19 protein-coding genes are annotated in these 20,819 nt (G+C 65.3%); 7 read left to right on the top strand and 12 right to left on the bottom strand.

Annotated elements, in window-relative coordinates; genetic code table 11:
• Nucleotides 1-79 precede the first annotated feature (79 nt).
• From R4P47_RS09700 to R4P47_RS09690, 3 genes are all read right to left on the bottom strand, one after another.
• Nucleotides 80-559, bottom strand: a complete 480-nt coding sequence (locus R4P47_RS09700) for a transposase (RefSeq protein ID WP_317784654.1) — start codon at nt 557-559, stop codon at nt 80-82.
• A 284-nt stretch (nt 560-843) separates the two neighbouring features.
• Nucleotides 844-2,127 (bottom strand): serine hydroxymethyltransferase, encoded by a 1,284-nt coding sequence (gene glyA, locus R4P47_RS09695; RefSeq protein ID WP_037191396.1) that lies wholly within the window; start codon nt 2,125-2,127, stop codon nt 844-846.
• A gap of 46 nt (nt 2,128-2,173) precedes the next feature.
• Nucleotides 2,174-3,370 (bottom strand): DUF885 domain-containing protein, encoded by a 1,197-nt coding sequence (locus R4P47_RS09690; RefSeq protein ID WP_317784653.1) that lies wholly within the window; start codon nt 3,368-3,370, stop codon nt 2,174-2,176.
• 165 nt (nt 3,371-3,535) lie between these two features.
• Between R4P47_RS09690 and coaA the strand changes: the two genes are divergently transcribed.
• A complete protein-coding gene (gene coaA / locus R4P47_RS09685; RefSeq protein WP_317784652.1) occupies nt 3,536-4,459 on the top strand; it encodes a type I pantothenate kinase in 924 nt (307 codons plus the stop codon).
• Between the two features lie 3 nt (nt 4,460-4,462).
• On the opposite strand, the gene R4P47_RS09680 is transcribed toward coaA, so the two are convergent.
• Nucleotides 4,463-5,245: an isoprenyl transferase gene (locus tag R4P47_RS09680; protein ID WP_037191390.1), complete on the bottom strand. Its 783-nt coding sequence runs from the start codon at nt 5,243-5,245 to the stop codon at nt 4,463-4,465.
• A gap of 146 nt (nt 5,246-5,391) precedes the next feature.
• Here R4P47_RS09680 and trhA point away from each other — a divergent pair, with 146 nt between their 5' ends.
• Nucleotides 5,392-6,057: a PAQR family membrane homeostasis protein TrhA gene (trhA, locus tag R4P47_RS09675; RefSeq protein WP_068052828.1), complete on the top strand. Its 666-nt coding sequence runs from the start codon at nt 5,392-5,394 to the stop codon at nt 6,055-6,057.
• Between the two features lie 6 nt (nt 6,058-6,063).
• On the opposite strand, the gene R4P47_RS09670 is transcribed toward trhA, so the two are convergent.
• From R4P47_RS09670 to mca, 4 genes are all read right to left on the bottom strand, one after another.
• Nucleotides 6,064-6,984 (bottom strand): GGDEF domain-containing protein, encoded by a 921-nt coding sequence (locus R4P47_RS09670; RefSeq protein WP_317784651.1) that lies wholly within the window; start codon nt 6,982-6,984, stop codon nt 6,064-6,066.
• 111 nt (nt 6,985-7,095) lie between these two features.
• Entirely contained in the window at nt 7,096-9,105 is a 2,010-nt protein-coding gene (locus tag R4P47_RS09665) for a thioredoxin domain-containing protein (protein ID WP_317784650.1), read from the bottom strand.
• Entirely contained in the window at nt 9,105-9,377 is a 273-nt protein-coding gene (locus tag R4P47_RS09660) for a hypothetical protein (RefSeq protein ID WP_269596709.1), read from the bottom strand. The genes R4P47_RS09665 and R4P47_RS09660 overlap by 1 nt, the downstream gene beginning before the upstream one ends.
• Nucleotides 9,374-10,249, bottom strand: coding sequence for a mycothiol conjugate amidase Mca (mca, locus tag R4P47_RS09655; RefSeq protein ID WP_176460389.1), 876 nt, complete (start codon nt 10,247-10,249; stop codon nt 9,374-9,376). Before mca ends, R4P47_RS09660 begins: the two co-directional genes overlap by 4 nt.
• Before the next feature lie 104 nt (nt 10,250-10,353).
• Between mca and R4P47_RS09650 the strand changes: the two genes are divergently transcribed.
• Nucleotides 10,354-10,794: a DUF4307 domain-containing protein gene (locus tag R4P47_RS09650; protein WP_068052817.1), complete on the top strand. Its 441-nt coding sequence runs from the start codon at nt 10,354-10,356 to the stop codon at nt 10,792-10,794.
• Between the two features lie 225 nt (nt 10,795-11,019).
• Nucleotides 11,020-11,514 (top strand): transcription elongation factor GreA, encoded by a 495-nt coding sequence (gene greA / locus R4P47_RS09645; protein WP_032394210.1) that lies wholly within the window; start codon nt 11,020-11,022, stop codon nt 11,512-11,514.
• Nucleotides 11,515-11,584: 70 nt separating this feature from the next.
• Here the strand turns inward: greA and R4P47_RS09640 are convergent, their stop codons facing one another.
• From R4P47_RS09640 to R4P47_RS09630, 3 genes are read right to left on the bottom strand one after another with little or no spacing between them, the layout of a single operon-like run.
• Nucleotides 11,585-12,379 carry an ABC transporter permease gene (locus R4P47_RS09640; protein ID WP_094669390.1) on the bottom strand — a complete coding sequence of 265 codons (795 nt, stop codon included), beginning with the start codon at nt 12,377-12,379 and terminating at the stop codon, nt 11,585-11,587.
• Nucleotides 12,376-13,344 (bottom strand): ATP-binding cassette domain-containing protein, encoded by a 969-nt coding sequence (locus tag R4P47_RS09635; RefSeq protein ID WP_068052812.1) that lies wholly within the window; start codon nt 13,342-13,344, stop codon nt 12,376-12,378. Before R4P47_RS09635 ends, R4P47_RS09640 begins: the two co-directional genes overlap by 4 nt.
• Nucleotides 13,345-13,399: 55 nt before the next feature.
• Complete coding sequence (locus tag R4P47_RS09630; protein WP_317784649.1) at nt 13,400-16,531, bottom strand: arabinosyltransferase domain-containing protein; 3,132 nt, start codon at nt 16,529-16,531, stop codon at nt 13,400-13,402.
• Between the two features lie 166 nt (nt 16,532-16,697).
• Here R4P47_RS09630 and R4P47_RS09625 point away from each other — a divergent pair, with 166 nt between their 5' ends.
• Complete coding sequence (locus R4P47_RS09625; protein WP_317784648.1) at nt 16,698-17,834, top strand: hypothetical protein; 1,137 nt, start codon at nt 16,698-16,700, stop codon at nt 17,832-17,834.
• Nucleotides 17,835-17,856: 22 nt separating this feature from the next.
• On the opposite strand, the gene ilvA is transcribed toward R4P47_RS09625, so the two are convergent.
• The gene (gene ilvA, locus R4P47_RS09620) at nt 17,857-19,020 is read right to left on the bottom strand and encodes a threonine ammonia-lyase (protein WP_218829037.1); all 1,164 of its coding nucleotides are present in this window, start codon (nt 19,018-19,020) and stop codon (nt 17,857-17,859) included.
• A 186-nt stretch (nt 19,021-19,206) separates the two neighbouring features.
• Here ilvA and R4P47_RS09615 point away from each other — a divergent pair, with 186 nt between their 5' ends.
• A complete protein-coding gene (locus R4P47_RS09615; protein WP_317784647.1) occupies nt 19,207-20,145 on the top strand; it encodes an Asp23/Gls24 family envelope stress response protein in 939 nt (312 codons plus the stop codon).
• A complete protein-coding gene (locus tag R4P47_RS09610; protein ID WP_317784646.1) occupies nt 20,145-20,696 on the top strand; it encodes a hypothetical protein in 552 nt (183 codons plus the stop codon). Before R4P47_RS09615 ends, R4P47_RS09610 begins: the two co-directional genes overlap by 1 nt.
• Nucleotides 20,697-20,819: the final 123 nt, after the last annotated feature.

Below are 20,819 nucleotides of genomic sequence, written 5' to 3'. Positions count from 1 at the left end.
GTCGAGCGGGCCAAGCCGGCGACGTCGAGCAGCACATCGAGACGGTACTGCGCCTTGAGGGCGATGACAGCGAGAACCTTCACCGTCGTCCCTGTTCCCTCAAGGCCCGCAATTTTCCCAAGTACGCCACCTGCGTCCGCAGCCGCTCGTTCTCCTCACGCAACCGGTCGAGCTCGCCGGGATCAGAACTCGACGACGCCGGTCGACGTCCCGCCCGCTTCGGTCGTAGCGCCTCGTCGCCGTCGCGGCGATATCCCCGCACCCACGGATCGATGATTCTCGCCGACGACAGTCCGTACTCACGTGCCAGCTCGATCTTGCTCTCCCCAGCCAGAACACGTTGCACCACAGCAAGTTTGAACTCGAACGAGAAGTGTTGTCGATCCGGTTTCTCCACCAACGCATTCCTCCCTCGAACCCGCCACCGGTCGTAGAGCAAGATCACTGGGCCTGCCCCGCCACCGACCTTCTTAGCAGCCGAGACGGCACCGACACCATCCTCGAACAACGCTACCGCCGCGACCCGCTGATCCTCGGTAAGTGAACTTCGTGCACGCATACAAAACTCCCCGGTAGTCGGAACTGAATTACTCAGTCCAACTTCCGGGGAGCGGTGCATTGCACTCGGATCGACTGAAAGCCACATTGATCCACCGAGGTTGGGTGAATGGACCACTGCACACGTCTGGCCGGTGCAACGGTCCATTCACGCAGATCGGCGTGCGGCGTGGATGGACCACTGCAGACGTCTGGGCGGTGCAATGGTCCATTCACGCGAACAAGGGTGCGCGCGAACGAGGGTGCACGCGGACCGAGTGGGCGAATCTGCAGAAGAGCCCAGCGTCAGCCGAGCAATCCCCAGTCTTCGAGGCCCTCGTACAGCGGCTTGCTCTGTGCCAGTTTCACGACGCGGTCCTTGAGGGAATCGCTGGCTTCACCGGTGGCCAGGGCGGTGGCGATGATGTCGGCGACCTCGGTGAACTCGGCTTCGCCGAATCCGCGGGTTGCCAGTGCGCCGGTGCCGATGCGCAGGCCGGAGGTGACCATCGGCGGGCGCGGGTCGAAGGGCACTGCGTTGCGGTTGACGGTGATGCCGACCTCGTGCAGGAGATCCTCGGCCTGCTGGCCGTCCATCTCCGAGTTGCGCAGGTCCACCAGAGCGAGGTGCACGTCGGTGCCGCCGGTGAGGACCGATACACCCTTGTCTGCGACGTCGGCACCGGTGAGACGCTCGGCGAGCAGTGATGCACCGAGGAGGGTGCGCTCCTGGCGTTCCTTGAACTCGGGCGTCGCAGCGATCTTGAACGCAACTGCCTTGGCGGCGATGGCATGCATCAGCGGGCCGCCCTGCTGGCCGGGGAACACAGCGGAGTTGAGCTTCTTGGCCCATTCCTTCTTGGCCAGGATGATGCCGGAGCGGGGTCCGCCGAGGGTCTTGTGCACGGTGGAGGAGACGACGTCTGCGTACGGCACGGGTGAGGGGTGCACGCCTGCGGCGACGAGTCCGGCGAAGTGCGCCATGTCGACCCAGAGCAGTGCGCCCACTTCGTCGGCGATGGAGCGGAACGCGGCGAAGTCCTGGTGACGTGGGTAGGCCGACCAACCGGCGATGAGCACCTGAGGCTTGGCGGCGATGGCCTGCTTGCGCACCTCGTCCATGTCGATCCGGTGGTCTTCCTTCGACACCCCGTAGGACTCGACCTCGTAGAGCTTGCCCGAGAAGTTCAGCTTCATGCCGTGCGTGAGGTGGCCGCCGTGGGCGAGGTCGAGGCCCATGATCTTGTCGCCCGGGTTGATCAGTGCCATCAGGACCGCGGCGTTGGCCTGCGCTCCGGCGTGCGGCTGCACGTTCGCGAACTCGGCACCGAAGAGTTCCTTGGCGCGGTTGCGCGCGAGATCCTCGACGATGTCGACGTGCTCGCAGCCGCCGTAGTAGCGGCGGCCGGGGTAGCCCTCGGCGTACTTGTTGGTCAGGACGCTGCCCTGGGCCTGCAGCACCGCGCGGGGAACGAAGTTCTCCGAGGCGATCATCTCCAGCGTGTCGCGCTGACGCCCCAGCTCACCGGCCATCGCTTCGGCGACCTCGGGATCGAGTTCGGCCAGTGACAGGTTGTTGACGTCAGTCATAACAGGAGTCTCCAAGGGACAGCAGAATAAAGGGGGCCAGGCCAGTTTACGAGACGCGCAGTGCACCGGGTGTCAGTGGCTCGTCGAGCAGCCTGCCGAACAGTTGCGCGCGCTCACTGGCCGTCTCACCTCGGTCCAGCCAGCCGGCGAGCAGCTTGTAACCCTCGACGTAGGTGCTGATGTACGCCCGCCACAGCGGGGAGGACAGAAAGCGCAGGCTGTGCCGGGCGCGCTGCGGCGATGCCAACGACCATCGCTCCAGGTAGGCGGCCACGTCGTCCTCGCTCTTGTGCTGATCGTGCAGCAGCAACGCGGCGTCCTGCCGCACCCCCAACAGCTGGCTCGACGCGGCCGCGAGACGCTCGGCCTTCTCGCCGTCGAATCGCAGCCCCAGATCGGCGTAGATCTCCTGTGCCCACAGGCCCCAGCCTTCGCCGACGACGGCACCGAGCGCGTGATCGGCCAGGCCCTCGGCCATCAGGCACTGCGGGGTGTTCACCACGAACAGTGTCTGCTCGAGTTGGCCTGCACCGAGCAGTCCGGTCTCCTTGCGGCAGTGTTCGGTGTGGTGGCCCGGGTAGGACTCGTGCGCGATCAGGTGCGGCAGGTTGGCCATCTGCTGTTCGATGTCGGAGTTGATGGCGACGGTGGACTGGAAATTGCCGAGGTAGTAGTTGAACCCGGACCACGGCTTGTCTCCGACGACCTCGTAGGTGACCTTCTCGGTGTCGGGCAGCGTGTATTCGGCGCGGACGCGGTCGCGCAGCGCGGACGAGAACGCCTCGACGCAGTCCTGCAGTCGGTCGGCCGGAATGACGTCGGCACGGCGATGCGCGATCAACCGTTCGCCGAGCGACCCGGGACCGGCGAGAACCTCGTCCATCTTGCGGTGTGCCTGCAGGTACTGGTCCTGGTCGCCGGCGGAGATTCGGACGTCGAAGTAGGCGTGGACCTCGTCGACGAAGCCGATGTCCTCGCCTGCGAACTTGCGCGCCGAACATTCGAGTGCGCGCAGGTGGACGTCGAGGAACGTCGTGCGCTCGGGTGTCAGATCGACGTTGCCGAGCTCGGCGCGCAGTGTCTGTGCTCGACGGATCAGCTCACGCGGCTCGGGGGCCGGGGCGTTCTCGGTGATACGACGCAACTCGGGATCGCCGGTGTACGCGTCGACGAATCCGTCTTCGAGCCGGTCGAAACTCAGGCCCAGCAACAGGTATTCACGAACGAGGGAAGCAGCATCCATATCCGAACCCTAGTACGGCGAACGACCCCGCCCGTGCGCGATCCACCGGCACCGAGCACAATCTGGAACCATGCGACTCGCGCTCGACAGGAGCTCAGCCGAACCCTCTGCAGCTCCGATGTGGCAAGAGTGGAGCCTGCGGAACGATTTTGGTCGGAGTCGTGCGTGAGCGAGTCCAGTCCGTATGTCGAGTTCGACCGTGTGCAGTGGCGCACGCTGCGTCAATCCACGCCGTTGGTGCTGACCGAGGAAGAACTCGTCGGTCTGCGTGGTCTGGGTGAACAGATCGATCTCGACGAGGTGGCCGAGGTCTACCTACCGCTGGCGCGACTGATTCACCTCCAGGTCGCGGCCAGGCAACGGCTGTTCGCCGCGACCGCGACGTTCCTCGGTGAGAAGCACCCCGACCGTCAGGTCCCGTTCGTCATCGGTGTCGCAGGGAGCGTCGCCGTCGGAAAGTCGACGACGGCCCGTGTGCTGCAGGCACTCCTGGCCAGGTGGGACCACCATCCGCGGGTCGATCTGGTCACCACCGACGGATTCCTGTACCCGACGGCCGAGCTCATGCGTCGAGGCATATTGCACCGCAAGGGTTTTCCCGAGAGCTACGACCGGCGCAAGTTGCTCAGATTCGTCACCGAGGTCAAGTCCGGGACCGAAGAGGTGGGCGCACCGGTCTATTCGCACGTCTCGTACGACATCGTCAAGGGCCAGTACCACATGGTCCGGCAGCCCGACATCCTGATCGTGGAGGGGCTCAACGTATTACAGACCGGGCCACGGTTGATGGTCTCCGATCTGTTCGACTTCTCGATCTACGTCGACGCGCGAATAGAGGACATCGAGAGCTGGTACGTCAGACGCTTTCTGGCATTGCGCAAGACGTCGTTCACCGACCCGTCCTCGCACTTCCACCACTATGCGGGCCTGTCCGACGACCACGCGCAGATCGCGGCCGAGGATCTGTGGCATTCGATCAACCTGCCGAATCTGGTGGAGAACATCCTGCCGACGCGACCGCGAGCGACGATGGTGCTGCGCAAGGACAACGACCACGCGATCAACCGGCTGCGGCTTCGTAAGTTGTAGAGCTCAGATACCGAAGCGACGGTGTCTGGCCGCGAAGTCACGCAGCGCCCGCAGGAAGTCGACGCGTCGGAATTCGGGCCAGTAGGCCTCGGTGAACCAGATTTCCGAGTAGGCGCTCTGCCACAGCAGGAAGCCGGAGAGTCGCTGTTCGCCCGAGGTGCGGATGACGAGGTCCGGATCGGGTTGGCCGGAGGTGTAGAGGTGGCTACCGATCTCGTCGACGTTGATCGACGCCACCAGCTCGTCGCCGCTGACGCCCTCGGCGATCTTCTCGGTCACCAGGGACTGCACGGCGTCGGCGATTTCCTGCCGACCGCCGTATCCGACGGCGACGTTGACGTGTGTGCCCGACCGTCCCTCGGTGAGCGCAGCCGCTTCCTTGAGTCGACGCGCGGTCGACGCGGGCAGCAGATCGAGGGTGCCGACGAGTTTGACGCCCCAGTTCATCTCGGGTCCGCAGATCTCCTCGACGACGTCGGTGATGATGTCGAGCAACGAATCCAATTCGTCGGCGTCGCGGCGGAGATTCTCGGTGGAGAGCAGGTAGATGGTCGCCATCTCGATTCCGGCTGCGTCACACCAGCCGAGCATCTCGGCGATCTTCAGTGCGCCCATGCGGTGCCCGTGCGCGACGTCGGTGAACCCGTTCTCGCGAGCCCAGCGGCGATTGCCGTCGCACATCACCGCAACGTGCCGCGGGTGCTGCACGCCTTCCAGCTGGCTCAGCAGACGCCGCTCGTACACGTTGTAGAGAACGCCGCGGACCTTCTGCGGAATGATCACCACTGCTTCGTCACCACTGCCCCGTCACCGCTGCTCTCATCACCACGAAGGATCACCTTACGCCGACGTCTGCGAGGCGGTCGCCGGTACAGTAGCGTCAGAACCTACGGTTGCGTAGGTTCAAGGCGGCGGCACGGGAGGCAATCGACATGACGATGTTCGGACTCGACGAGATACCCGTCAAACCTCGCATGCGCGGCTGGATTCACCTGTACGCGTTCGGCGTGGCGGTGGTGTGCGCGATCACTCTCGTCACGCTCGCGTTCAGCATGGTCTCGGTCAGTGCGGGTGTGGCCGTGAGCGTGTATTCCATCACCGTATGCGGCGTGTTCGGGGTCAGCGCCACCTACCATCGCGTGCACTGGAAGACCACGGCGTCGCAGATCTGGATGAAGCGCGCCGACCATTCGATGATCTTCCTGTTCATCGCGGGTAGCTACACCCCGTTCGCCGTGCTCGGTTTACCCGGATCCACCGGACGCACGTTGCTCGTCGTCGTATGGGCCGGGGCCCTCGCCGGGGTGGCCCTGAAGATGTTGTGGCCCACCGCTCCCCGCTGGGTCGGGGTACCGCTGTACCTGCTCCTCGGCTGGGCGATCGTCCCGGTCGCACCCACGCTGATCGACCACGTCGGCTACGCGCCGTTCGTCTTGCTGCTCGTGGGCGGAGTCTTCTACAGCATCGGAGCCGTGCTGTACGCCACCAAGTGGCCGAATCCATGGCCGACGACCTTCGGCCATCACGAGTTCTTCCACGCGGCAACGGTATTGGCGGCAACCTGCCACCTCGTTGCCGTCTGGCTCGTACTGTTCTGATCGACCTCAGGTGGTTCGGGATGCCTTGTCTCGGTACATCAGTGCGTCGGCGCGCTGAATCAGCCGGTCTCTCGACTCCCCCGGCTCACGTACTGCAACACCCACGCTCACCGATACCCCGAGCAGATTCGATCCGAACGGCACCGGCTCGCCGCAGATCGCCGACCGCACCGATTCGGTGACTTCGGCGGTGTCGAGGCCCGCCGACCCGTCGAACGTCACCGCGAACACGAATTCGTCTCCCGCATATCGGCCGACGACGCTCCCGCGCGGCGACCACTGGTGCAGTCGACGGCCCGCTGCCTCGAGCACGGCGTCACCTGCCGGATGACCGTGCGCGTCGTTGATGGATTTCAACCGATCGACGTCGACGAAGGCCAGGGCAACCGGCAGATCCTCGGCGATCCATTCGTCGACGTAGGCGAGCAGAGGACCTCGTCGCAGCAATCCGGTCAGCTCGTCGCGCTCGGCGCGATCGCGCCAGTGAACGGTGTCGTCGACGACGGGATTGACCAGGTCCAGCAGTGCGACGATGAACCGTCGCCCGGCGATCGTCGAGATTCCGACGTGCATCCAGCAGGAGACGACCTCCCCGTCGACGCGCCGCACTCGACGCAGAGCTCCGATCGGTCGACCGTGGTCGGTGGGGCCTGCCTCGGGGTAGCGGTGCTCGAGCTGGACCGCAATACGCGTCGCCGACGCGCGATCCCCGAGCGGCACGAAATCTGCAACGGGGCGACCGATCATGTCGTCCACGGCGCACCCGAGCACGCCCTCGCACAGGGTGTTGGCACCGACCACCTCGTAGTGCATCGAGTGCACCATGGCCGCCATCGGAACCGCGGCCACGAACTGGGCGACAGCAGCGCGCTGGTCGTCGGTCACCGCCTCGTGCACGGTGTCCGCACGCACCACACCCTCATTCATGACACCTTCGCTCATGACACCGTCGATCCATTGGTAGACGCTCGACCGCCCCAGGCCGAGGAAACTCCCGGCAACAGTACTGTTGCTCCGTCGAAGCATCGACGAGCGTGGTCAACTCCGCAGTGCGAACGGCAATTCTTCGGCAGAGGTCACAGGACGGTCGCACACGAAGCCACGACACACGTACGCCGTTTCGAGGCCGTCGACCGGTGGACGGTCGCTCAGCAGCACCGACGAATCCGTCAGGCCTGCGACCACCACGGAACCGCCAGGGGCCAGAGCCCGGACGGCCGAGAGCAGGTCACCGCCGGGTGCCGTCGACACCGCGACCTGAATGGGACCGCGAACGGACGCTTCCGCGACCGCCAACCAGTGGCCACCGGACCTGGGTGCTCGTTCGAGAATCGAGGCCGATCGTGCCAGCGACGCAGCCGCCAGTTCTCCGTACCGCGCCGAGGAGGTGTGATCGACCAACGCCGCTGCGGTGAGCAGCGCCTCGGCCATCGTCGACGCGCCCGACGGGGTGGCCCCGTCGATCGGGTCACGGGGCCGGGTCACGAGAGTCTCGGCATCGTCGGCGGTGTCGAACCACGCGCCGACGTCGTCCGGGTCGGCGAAGTGGTCGATCGCGGCATCGACGATCGACGTCATACGCTCGGTCCACACCGTGTCTCCGGTGGCCTGGAACAACGCTGCCGCCGCGACCGCGAGAGCCGCGTAGTCCTCGAGCACACCGGTGGCCTCACCGACTGCACTGCCGAGTGAGGCGCGGCGGACTCGGCCCGACTCGACGTGGCCGGCGAACAGTTGCTCGCCGCACTCGACTGCCGCGTCGACCCATCGCGGTTGCCCCAACCCGGTCCCGGCCTCGACCAACGCCGTGATCGCCAACCCGTTCCACGCGGTGACGACCTTGTCGTCGCGGCCCGGTTGCGGCCGAGTCGCGCGAGCGGCGAACAACGTGCTGCGCACTCGGGCGAACCGGTCGTAGTCCTCGGGTTCGGCGGGCAGCTGCAAGACCGACATGCCGGCCTCGAACGTGCCTGCCGAGTTCACCGCGAACAGCCCTGCTGCCCACACACCGTCCTCGAAGCCGAGTGTCTCGGTCAGTTGCTCCGGAGTCCACGCATACGTCAGCCCCTCGATGCCCTCGGTGTCGGCATCGAGTGCCGACGCGAAACAGCCGTTGGCCGTGCGTAATTCACGCAGCATGAACTCCGCGGTGTCCGACGCCACCCGCCGGGCGAGCGCATCGTCGTCGACTCGCGCTGCGTGCGCGTAGAACCGCAGCAGCAGAGCGTTGTCGTAGAGCATCTTCTCGAAGTGCGGGACGATCCACTCGGCATCGACGGAGTAGCGCGCGAATCCGCCGCCCAGTTGGTCGTAGATACCCCCGCGCGCCATGGCCGACGCGGTACGGCGCACGACGCCGAGAACCTCGGTGTCGCCGGTGCGCTCGTAGTGCCGGAGCAGACCTTCGAGCAACGCGCCGGGCGGGAACTTCGGTGCTCGGCCGAAGCCGCCGTAGAGGGTGTCCTCGTCGGCGCAGATCGCGGAGACCGAGGCCGCCAATGCATCGGCGTCGATAGGGCGACCGCCTGCGGGCACGCCTGCGCTGTGTTTGCGAAGTTCGGTGACGATGTCGGCGGAGGCGTCGAACACCTCCTGTCGCCGCGTCGACCAGGTGTCGGCGATCGCGGTGAGCAACTGCTGGAACGACGGCATTCCCTGACGCGGAGCCGGCGGGAAGTAGGTACCGCAGTAGAAGGGTTCGGTGTCGGGGGTCAGGAAGCACGTCATCGGCCACCCGCCCTGGCCGGTCATCGCGACGGTGGCGTTCATGTACACCGCGTCCAGGTCGGGTCGTTCCTCGCGATCGACCTTGATGCACACGAAATGCTCGTTCATCAGCGACGCGGTCGCCTCGTCCTCGAACGACTCGTGTGCCATGACATGGCACCAGTGGCACGCCGAGTATCCGATCGACAGCAGGATCGGAACATCGCGATCGCGGGCGGACTGCAGTGCCTGCGGTCCCCACTGCTGCCAGTGCACCGGGTTGTCCGCATGCTGCTTCAGATACGGGCTGGTGGACTCACCCAGGGCATTGGCGTCGAGCATCAGGGCTCGTCGGAGACGGCGGGTTTGGTTCGGTTCTGTTCCGGTGGAAACGGATCTGCCAACCCGCCGCGATCGGTGCCCTCGTCGAGAGCCTGATCCAACGTCGGATCCTCCTGCTCGAACGTGGCGGGCAGACGCTTGATCTTCTTGTTCATGGACCAGATCAGCAGTGCCGTTCCGACCAACAGCGCGACCAGGATCACCAGACCGATGGGCGAGGACTTACCGAATTCGGGACCGGTCGGCTGCTGGGCGAGGATCGAAACGATCATTTGTCGGTCTCTTCTATTCCGGCGAACAGGTCCGTCTCGGGCAGCGACGTCGTGACCCGAGTGCGGGCCAGCTCGAACTCTTCGGTGGGCCACAGCTTGCGCTGCACGTCCAACGGCACGGCGAAGAACGAGCCGTTGGGATCGATCTGCGTCGCGTGTGCGCGTAGGGCGTCGTCGCGCTGCTCGAACCAGTCACCGACGGTGACCTGAGTGGTGATGCGGCCGATGATCTCGTCGCGCTGGCCGTCCCACCGCTTCAGCCAGTCGACGAACGGGCTCTCCTCGCCGCGGTCGATGAACCAGTCGTGGAAGAGCTGCATGCGCTTACGAATGAACCCGTGCGAGTAGTACAGCTTGAGCGGAGTCCACGGCTCACCGGCGTCGGGGAAGCGTTCGGGATCGCCCGCTGCCTCCCATGCCGCCATCGAGACCTCGTGGCACCGGATGTGGTCCGGGTGCGGGTACCCGCCGCGTTCGTCGTACGTGGTGATGACGTGCGGCTTGAACTCGCGAACCACCTTCACGAGCGCCTCGGTCGAGACCTCCAACGGGACCAACGCGAAACAGCCGTCGGGAAGCGGCGGGAGCGGATCGCCCTCGGGCAACCCGGAGTCCTCGAACCCGAGCCACGTCTGCTGCACGCCCAGCACTCGGGCGGCCTCGGCCATCTCCTCACGCCGAACCTCGTGGATGCGCTCGTGCACGCCCGGAATGTCCATCGCCGGATTGAGGATGTCTCCCCGCTCGCCACCGGTCAGGGTGACGACCAGAACATCGTGTCCTTCGGCCGCGTAGCGAGCCGTTGTCGCAGCGCCTTTGCTGGATTCGTCGTCGGGATGGGCATGCACTGCCATGAGCCGCAGTCCGGACACGTTCTTCCTCACCTCGGATTCGCCTGATTCTTGCCTGCCCCTATAGTTCCATCTGACGCCGACAGGCCCCCAGCGGCACCCCCGAATCGATCCCGAGAGCGGCCATGACCAACGCACTTCCCGCAGGTAGATACCCGTCGGGTTCAGGCCCGAGCGGTATTCGACAGGCCCCCAAACGTGCGACGAAGATCGCACTGGTGGCACTGGTCCTGCTGGTCGGACTGGGCGTGGCCTACTACGCGTACAGCAAGTTCTCGGTCAAACCGATCGAGGGCAGTCAGCTCTCGTTCGACATCGTCGACGAGGACACGATGTCGATCAGGTTCAGCGTCACCCGGCAGGATCCCGAGCAGCCCGCTGTCTGCATCGTCCGCGCTCGCTCGCGCGACGGCTCCGAAACCGGCAGGCGCGAGGTGTACATCCCACCGGAGTCGGCGTCCACCACCGTGGAGATGACTACCGAGGTGACGACGTCGGCCGCCCCTGCCGTCGGCGACGTCTACGGCTGCACCCTCGATGTTCCCGAATATTTACGAGCCCGATAGGCGAACTGCCTGTTCGTGGTAAGGTCGGGTCATACACGGCCACCGCAGAAGGTGCCGTGTATTGCTGCATTGCGGGCAGGGTTCACCTGCGAACGATGACGACGGCTCCAGGATGTGGGCCGGCCAAGGGGATCCAACCATTGGAGTCCCCTGTTCGTTGCGTGCCCTACCTGCTCAGAAACCGGAATCCGAGCTCGAGATTCCGACTACGAGGGAGTGATCGAGATGACCGAGACCCAGGTGACCTGGCTTACCCAGGAATCACACGACAGGCTCAAGAGCGAACTCGACCAGCTCATTTCCAATCGCCCCGTCATCGCCGCCGAGATCAACGAGCGTCGCGAAGAGGGCGATCTGAAGGAGAACGGCGGCTACCACGCTGCGCGCGAAGAGCAGGGCCAGCAGGAAGCACGTATCCGCCAGCTGCAGGAGCTGCTCAACAACGCGAAGGTCGGCGAGGCACCCACCCAGTCCGGTGTCGCACTGCCCGGCTCGGTCGTCAAGGTCTACTACGACGGCGACGAGTCCGATACCGAGACGTTCCTGATCGCCACCCGCGAAGAGGGTGCCCGCGACAACAAGCTCGAGGTGTACTCCCCCGCGTCACCGCTGGGCGGATCGCTCATCGACGCCAAGGTCGGCGACACCCGTGAGTACACGCTGCCCAACGGCAAGACCATGAAGGTCACCCTCGTCAGCGCGGAGCCGTACCACACCTAGGCCTGCTCACGAGAAGACATGAAAGCACCCACGGTCGCCGAGCGACCGGGGGTGCTTTTCTGCGTGGATGTCAGGCGGTCATCGTCTTCTGGTACTTGCGCACCGACAGCGGCACGAACACCACGAGCATCAACACGACCCAGATCAGGGTGTAGAGCACGGGGTTCTGCAGTGGCCACACCTCCGGCGGCGGTGCCATCGGGTTGGTGTTGCCGAACTGCTCTCGCACCGCCAACGTCACCGACGAGATCGGATTCCACTCCGCGATCGTCTTGAGCACGGTGGGGAAATTGTCGATCGGGACGAAGGTGTTGGCGATGAACGTCAAAGGGAAGATCACGATGAACGACGCGTTGTTGAAGATCTCGGGCGACCGCACGATCAGACCAACCAGGGCCATCACCCACGAGATCGAGTACGCGAACAACAGCAGCAGCACGTACCCGAGCAGAGCGTCGAAGAACGAGGACGTGATGCGCCACCCCACGAGGAGTCCGGTGAGCGACATGATCGTGATGGTGACGAGGTTGTTGCCCACATCCGCTGCGGTCCGCCCGATCACCACTGCCGATCGTGCCATCGGCAACGACCGGAACCGATCCATCACGCCCTTCTGCAGATCCTCGGCCAGCGACGACCCGGTGAGGGAGGCACCGAAGATCATCGTCTGTACGAAGATGCCGCCCATCAGGAAGCTCTTGTAGTCGATTCCGGGGACATCGATCGCACTGCCGAAGACGTACGCGAACAGCAGGACGAACATGATCGGCGAGAGCGTCGCGAAGAACAGTAGGTCGGGAACTCGCTTGAGCTTGATCAGATTTCGCTTGGTGATGATCGCGGAATCCAGAAGAACGTTGCTCATTTCTCTTCCTCCGCCGTCTCGGGTTCGCCGGTGGTCTGACCGGTCAGACTCAGGAACACATCGTCGAGGTTCGGCCGCCGAAGACCGACGTCGACCACTCCGATTCCGTTGTCCTCCAGCTGGGCCAGCGCCGTGGACAGATCCTTCGATCCCCCGTTGACGGGCATGACGATCCGGCCCACCTGATCGTCGAGGGTGGGTGGCTCGACGCCGATCGGAGCGAGGATCTGCATCGCTCGCTCGGCCTGGGACCGATCGGTCAACACGAATTCGACTCGCTCGCCGCCGGTTTGGGCCTTGAGCTCGTCGGCCGTGCCACGCGCGATGATCTTGCCCTTGTTCAGCACGATGATCGAATCGGCCAACCGGTCGGCCTCCTCCAAGTACTGGGTGGTCAACAGAATGGTCGTGCCGTCGCGAACGAGATCTGCGATGAACTCCCACATGGTGATTCGACTACGTGGATCGAGTCCGGTGGTCGGTTCGTCGAGGAACACCACCCGTGGTCGACCGATCAGGCTGGCCGCGATGTCGAGTCGCCGACGCATACCTCCCGAGTACTGCTTGGCTGTCCGGTCACGTGCGTATTCCAGGTCGAATCGTGCGAGCAGTTCGTCGGCCCGCTTCTTGGCCTCGGCCTTGCGTAGGCCGAACAGTCGGCCGACCATCTCGAGATTCTCGTACCCGGTCAGGTACTCGTCCACGGCCGCGAACTGACCGGTCAGCCCGATCGTGCTGCGCACCTCGTTGGCCTGCGTCGCCACGTCGAGCCCGAAGATCCGGGCCGAGCCGGATGTCGCTTGCAGCAAGGTGGCGAGAATACGGACCGCCGTGGTCTTTCCCGCGCCGTTGGGGCCGAGCACACCCAGCACCGTGCCCTCGGGAACGGTGAAATCGATCCCGTCGAGCGCGACGTTCTTGCCGTACCGAAGTACGAGGTCCTCTACTTCTATAGCGTTCGCCATGGCCCTCTCCCCGTTTCTCTCCTGGTCGGTGTAAGGACTTCCGAACGCGTAGAGATTAACCGGTCTTGATCGGACCGGGCGTCCACAGACCCGAACGCTGGACCTCTTCTGCTGTGATCTGCGCCGCCTGCGCCGTCTCGTCGTACGGGATGTACTGCTCGATCGATCCCCAGTCGCGGTCCCAGTCGCCGTCAAGATACGACGGGATGGTGCGGGCGGAGGCGACGATGTCGATCCACCCGAGCGGCCCACCGCCGAAGTGGTCCTGCCACGCGTTGGTGATGACGGCACCGCTGCGGTCCGGCAGCACCCGGTACTGCGGAACTTCGGCGACCCCGAGGCGGTGATCGAACGGATGCTGGCAGGGGAAGTTGAAGCCGACCTCCCAGTCCAGCATCACCGGAGCGTCACGGCCGACGACCTCGTTCAACGTCTGGGTACGCGGAACCCGCGGCGGCGTGATCGCCAACCACTGGTCGGAATCTCGATCGTTGTCGGCCAGCACGAGCCGAATCGTGTTGGCACCGTTCGGAATCTGATCCATCGGCACACGCAGGTTGCGCCACGACGGCGTCGGGCCGATGTCGATGGGGGTCACCCGACCCTGCGCCTGCCCGTCGACTCCGTACTCGAGTTCGAGGCTCTGCCCGTACGTGACGATGCCGTCGGAGTCCACCGAGCGGATGCGTCCGGCAGCGGCGATCGAGATCAGGTCGCCGGGATCGGCAGGCAGCGCGTACCAGCCGGTCGTCAACGTGGCGGGGGCGTCGGATCCGAACGAACCGAGCACCGGCACGGTGGCCGGATCGAGGCCGAACGGCAATGCGCTACCGCCGGTTCCGGCCCCGGTGGTCGACGTCGGCTGCTGCTGCTCGTCGGTGTCGACGGTGTTCGAGGTACCCGACGCCGAGGACTCCTTGTCTGCGGTGAGATCGCCCGCCACACCGTCGGGGGTGAACCCGTCGTTCTCTTCGCCCAGCGCGGCGAACGCATCCCCGGTGACCGGTTGCAGCACATCGGCATTGGGGTTCGTCTCGAGCAACACGTCGTTGGCAAGGCCGCACGTGTCGCCGGCAAGCGCCGAGAGATTCGATTTCGCGACCGAGTACGACGGCCACTGCGCCACGGCACCCTTGGCCATCGACGCGACGGCCACCAGCACCATCAGTGCTGCTCCGACAGCGATCGGCGGCACCGACCACCATCGCGCCATCGGTTTGTCGGTGCGCACGTACGGCGCGCGGAGATGGAACCAGACGGCTGCGAGCAACAGCAGCAGGGTCAGGCCGAGGAACATGGTCGAGATGCCGAGACCGGCAACGAGGATCGGCTTGTCCCAGAACGGAACTCCCCAGGCCGAGACGTACCAGTACCCGTTGGTTCCGGTGAACGCGACGGCCGTCACGAACGAGACCGACGCGGCGAACAGCAGTCGGTTGCGCCGCGATCGCAGTACCGCCGCGCCGGTCGCCACGGCTGCGAGCACCGCAACCGATGCGGCGAGTCCGGCGAAGACCCCGAAGTGGTGGGTCCACTTGGTGGGGGTGATCATCATCAAGGCCATAGCCCCGACGGTGATGCCGACGATCCGCCGCGCCGGTCCTGTTGCGGTACCGGGGATCTTGCCGCCCTTGCGCAGCATGGCGACGACGACCGCGATCAGCGAGACGATCATCACGAACACCCCGAAGCGGCGCGCGAGCGAGCCGTCGATGTCCATGTTCATCAGCCACTGGTAGCGCAGGTACTCGTCGAACCAGGCCTGGCTCGGCCCGGCCGCGTTGTGCACTCGCTGCATCTCGAGCATGCCGGCCACGGTCTGGTTGCCGAATGCGAACACCAGAACCACCGTGCCCGACGCGATCAGCGGGGCCAGCAACGTCGCCGCGCCCAAGGCCGTGCTACCGAACTGCCGGGCCCGAGCGACGACGATCTGCAGCACCGGCCTGGCTCCGGCGATCAGCGGTGCGAAGCAGATGAAACCGGAGGGGCCGCACGTGACCGTCAACGCCGCGATGAGTATCGCCGCGGCCGCGGGCAGCAACCTGCGGGTCGCGATCGAGCGCTCCACCGAACACCACGTCAGCAGTACTCCGAGCGCCACGAACGGCTCCGGACGCAGGCCGTTGTTGTACGGCAGCCAGAACGCGAGCAGCACCAGCCCGCCCGTCCACAGGGCAGTCTTCGAGGCGCGAGCAGCAGCACCGAACCGCGGAATCACCTCGCGACTGATGACGAGCCACGCCACGACCGCGCAGATCAGCGTCGGCAGGCGCATCCAGACACTGGCCGTCGAGACGTGCGACATGATTCCGAACATGTCGTACAGCGGCGTACCGAACGGTGTCTCGGGCACACCGAAATAGCGGAAGTAGTTGGCCATGTACCCGGCGTGATCGGCCGTACGCGCCATGCCCAGCTGATAACCGTCGTCGGAGGTGTTCGCGCCGATCAGATGCCACACCAGCAACGTCCCGATCACCACCGCATCGGCAGCACCGAACGTCCACCAGCGACGCGGCAGGAACCGTCGGGCACGTCGGCCGTCGGACAGGTCGAGGCGGTGCAGCGCCACCAGCGAGATGCCCGTGGCGAGTACGCCGACGATCATCGCGAACCACTTCACCGCACTCGGGGTCGACGAGAATCGACTGTCGAGCTGCGCGGTCAGTGTCAGGCCGTCGACGGTGCCGCGAAGATCGCTGAACACTCCGACCAGCTGCGGCCGAACATCGCCCTCGCGCGTCGCGGTGTCGGCACCGGTCAGCCCGACGGTGGTCGCCGTGCCGTTCGAGGTGATCGTCAACGCGCAGTCGTCCGCAGTCGAACGGCTCAGCTCCGAGACCGGCTTCTCGAGGAGGACGGAATCACGCAACGTCACCTTCAGTTGCGATGCCTCACCACCCGTGACCTCGGCGACGAGACCGTAGCGATAGGCGTCGGGCGATCCCTCGGGCGAGGTGGACAGCAACAGCCCGCCGTCGGGCAACAGATTCGCGGCAGCACACGGGACCGTCGCGTCGACGCTGATCGGGGTGTATCCGACGAGCGGAGCCTCGACACTGGCGATCGTGTCCGACTGCGGCCACGTCAGGGAGGACTGTTGCTGCTCGATCGGCAACAGCGGTATCGCGATCGTCAGCAGGATTCCCAGGACTGCGGAGACGATCGCGACGAGCCGAGCCATGCAAATATCTCCCACCGATGTCCTGGTCCAGGTCGCTGATCAAGGTACCAGCCGGGGTCGAGCGAACCCGGCACGCTGATCGTGCGGAAATGTGCTCGACGCAGAACAGTTTCCTTCCGACCGATACTCCGGTTCGGACAACCTTCGCTGTGGCACACTCAGCCCGATGATCAGCCCGATGACGGTGCATGTCGACGACACCGGTGCTGATTCCATTGCCGCGCGAATAACGACCCCATCAGGCGTCGAAGTGCGAGTGAGAACCGAGTCGAATTACTCGCTGGACCATTCCTCCACCCCCTGGCTTCCGCCGCTCCTGACCGCCGGGATGCGCAAAGGGTGGGATATCGCTTTCGACGGCCCCGTGGATTCGACCGCACTTCGAGGTGCATCCGAGGCTCAGAAGATCTTCCGGGACTGGTACCCGAAGCGTTTTCGAGAAGTATCGATGTCGGCGGAACCCGGCCGCGTTGCCACCGGCGCGACGGGAGTGGGTTGTTTCTTCAGCGGTGGCGTCGACAGCTTCTACTCGGCAATCATGGAATCCGACCGCATCACCCACCTGGTCTTCGTGCATGGTTTCGATATCGGTATCGACGACGAGAGTTTGGCGGCCAGAGCCTTGGCCGGAGCCCGAGAGTCGGCGGCGGAATTGGGAAAGCCGTTGATCGAGGTGAAGACCACGATCAGGTCGGCCTTCGCCGACCGACTGCCTCTCGATTGGGGATACGACTTCCACGGTGCCGCGTTGGCGCACGTCGGTCTGGCGTTGTCGCAGCACCTGAGCACCGTCATCATCCCGTCCTCGAACTGCCGCGAGGAACTCGCACCGTGGGGCTCTCATCCAGACCTCGACCCGTTGTGGTCGAGTAGCTCGGTCGCCTTCGAGCATCACGAACTCGATCTGCACCGTTTGGGCAAAATTCGTCGAATCGGCGAGAACCGGACCGCGATGAACCATTTGCGGGTCTGCTGGGAGAACCTCGACGGGGAATTCAATTGCGGCCGATGTGCCAAATGCGTTCGCACCCAGATCGGGCTGGCGGCCGCGGGTGCGCGGTGCACGACTTTCCCCGAAACCATGGATGTGCGCGCTGTGGCTCGAATGCACATGAGAAGCCGCGATCGCGGCTACCTGAGAACCTCACTCGCGGCGATGCACGATGCCGGTGTCACCGACACAGAACTGCAGCGGGCCGTGAACACAGCAATACGCCGAAGCCATTGGACCCCGGCGCTTCTCTACGTGCGTAGTGCAGGTTCGTATATCGGCCAGGTGATCCGTCGAAGTCTGCGGCGTTGAATCGGTTGTGTCGACCAGCAGGTCAGTTCTCCACGTGCACTGCGTATCCGGCCGCACCGAGAGCATCGAGCACCGAGCCGCGGTGGTCCGGTCCGCGGGTCTCGACGGTCAACATCACGTCGACCTCCTCGAGCCCCAGGCGTCCGCCCGTACGGGAGTGGACGACGTCGACAACGCTGGCACCGGCGTCGCGCACCACGCCGAGCACCCCGGTGAGTCCGCCCGGCTTGTCCGAAATCGTCACGCGCACAGCGAGATAGCGTCCACCCGCCCGGAGACCATGAGTGATGACGTGGGTGAGCAGCAGCGGGTCGATGTTTCCGCCGGAGAGGACGGCGCACACCGAACCGGTCAATCCGAGCTCGTCCGCGGAATGCGTCATCAGCGCTGCCACCGCTGCCGCCCCGGCCGGTTCCACGATCAGTTTCGCGCGTTCGATGCACAGCACCAACGCCCGCGACAGCGCATCCTCGCTGACGGTCACCACGTCGTCGACCCATCCCTGCACGTGATCGAAGGGCACCGATCCGGGCAGGCCGATCGCGATGCCGTCGGCCATCGTCGACATCGATGTCAACGCGATCGGATGACCCGCCTTCAGCGATGCAGGCCACGCGGCAGCACCCTCGGCCTGCACGCCGACGATCCTGATACCGGGCTTGGTCAGCTTCACCGCCGCGGCGACACCGGCCAACAGTCCACCGCCGCCGGTGGGGATCACGATGGTGCCGACGTCCGGCATCTGCTGCAGCAGTTCGGTACCCAACGTCGCCTGCCCCGCGACGATGTCGAGGTGGTCGAACGGATGAATGAGAGTGGCACCGGTGCGTTCGGCGAATTCCCTCGCCGACTTCAGCGCCTCGTCCACCGTGTTGCCCACCAGATGAACAGTCGCGCCGTAGGCCTTGGTGGCGACGAGCTTCGGTAGCGACACGCCTACCGGCATGAACACCGTCGAGTCGATCCCCACCTGCGAGGCGGCCCACGCCACACCCTGAGCGTGATTGCCCGCGCTGGCCGCGACGACACCGCGGGCGCGCTGCTCGGCGTCGAGCCGGGCAATGCGGTTGTACGCCCCGCGCGGCTTGAACGATCCGGTGCGCTGCAGGTTCTCGCACTTGAGCCGCACCTCGTGGCCGGTCAGGTCCGACAGAATTCGCGAGGCCACCACAGGGGTCCGGCGCATGACCGGCTCCAGCAGCTCCTCGGCCGACGCGATATCCGACGCGGTCACCCGCACAATTTCCGACACGGTCGCAGTATGCCAGGAACAATTACTCTCGTGACGTCATCCGCCACCGGTCGTCACTACAGTTGTGGAGCGCGTGCCGCACCACGGCGAGCCGCGACGGGCGCAAAGGATTCTCTGAACATGACGCAGGCTGGATCCGACGAGGTCGACGACGGCCGCGAGATGCGTGGCAGCGTCGAGATCAAGGATCGGGCCATGTCGCGGACTGCCATCGCGGCGGCATCGAAGGATCCTCGGGTCACGCGCACCACCGGCGGCTTGTCGCGACTGACCGGGCGAGAACTCCCCCGCGCCGACGTCACCCTCGGCGAGGACACGATTGCCGTCAACCTCTACATCGGGGTGACCTGGCCGTCGCAGATCACCGAGGTGACCGAATCCGTGCACGCCACCGTCGAGGCCGCGTTGGCTACGATGACGGGCCTGCACGTGCATCGAGTGAACGTCCTGGTATCGGACACCACACTGGACACCGGCCCCTCGCCCACCTCGAATACCGAAGCATCGCAGCCCATCTCACCTCGACCACCCACTGCTGGCCCGGCCGCGATGCCGTTGGCACTGTTGTTCGGGTTCGCCCTCCTCGGTGTGGCCTTTGTCGCCGGCCGGGAATTCCTGATCGCACACGGCAACCTCGGTGGTAGCCCGTGGATCGCCGACGCGGTGTCCTGGATCTCCCGATTGCACTGGCAGAGTTGGATGATCGCCGCCGCGATCGGAGCCGCCGTCGTCGGGTTCTTCGTCGTGTTCATCGGGGCCAAGCCCCGAACGAGAACGCATTCCGGCCTGGGCGAGTCGGCGTCGACCGTGTGGGCCACGCCGACCGACATCGCTCGATTGTGCAGTGCTGCAGCACAGTCGACCCGCGGAGTCGTGGACGCGCACACCGTCGTCACCCGGAAGAAGATCGAAGTTCGGGTAGAGCGTGACGCTGCGTACGATGCCGACCGTATCGACGTCGGCGTGCGCGAGGCACTCGCTCCTGTGCTGTCCGTTGCTGCGGGCGAGCGCCGGCTGACGGTGAAGCAGTCGGTGGCAGCACCGACGAGGGTCTCGTGATGAAGACCTTCGTTGCCGGTGTCGACCGACTCCTCGCCATCGCGACCGGGGCCGGGTTGATCGCGGGAGGTAGCTTCGCGCTGGCCTGGCATTACGACGTCCCCTGGGCACGAGAGATGCTCTCTCGCTTCGATCGTGCGCGAATCGCCGCCCTACCGGAACAGGGCTGGTGGTTGCCGACCCTGGCCGTGGTCGGCTGCATCGCCGTTGTCACGGCACTGCTTCTGTTGATCGGCAACTTCTCTCCGCGCACGACCGGAACGGCAAGCGTCATCGAGAAGCCCCACTTCTCGGCGCACGTGGACCTGAGCGCCATCGCGTCGGGCGTCGCCGCGGAGCTGGCCGATTTCCCCGGTGTCCGACGCGCCCGCGGTACGGCGATCGACGATCGGGGAATGCCCACCATCACCGTATCGGTCCATGCTGCAGCCGATTTCGATGTCGTGGCCTTCACCGCCCGAGCCGAAGCCCGTGCCGCCTTCGTGGCCGAATCACTCGCCGGTGCACACGTCGCCACTCGCATTCAACTGCACGTCGACAAGCGGCGGTAGCGCGGCCGCGCAGCGTTGCGACAGGCCCGGCCACCTGTCCCTTCTGTCGGATTCACCGGTACGGTGTCGATACACGGCCCGAAGCAGGGAAGATCCGCGGAGCTCGACTCGAGTGGAAGGGAG

The sequence above is a fragment of the Rhodococcus sp. IEGM 1370 genome (assembly GCF_033142325.1).
Taxonomy (GTDB): domain Bacteria; phylum Actinomycetota; class Actinomycetes; order Mycobacteriales; family Mycobacteriaceae; genus Rhodococcoides.
Note: the sequence above shows the minus strand (reverse complement) of the source record. Positions and strands in the feature narration are given on the sequence as shown.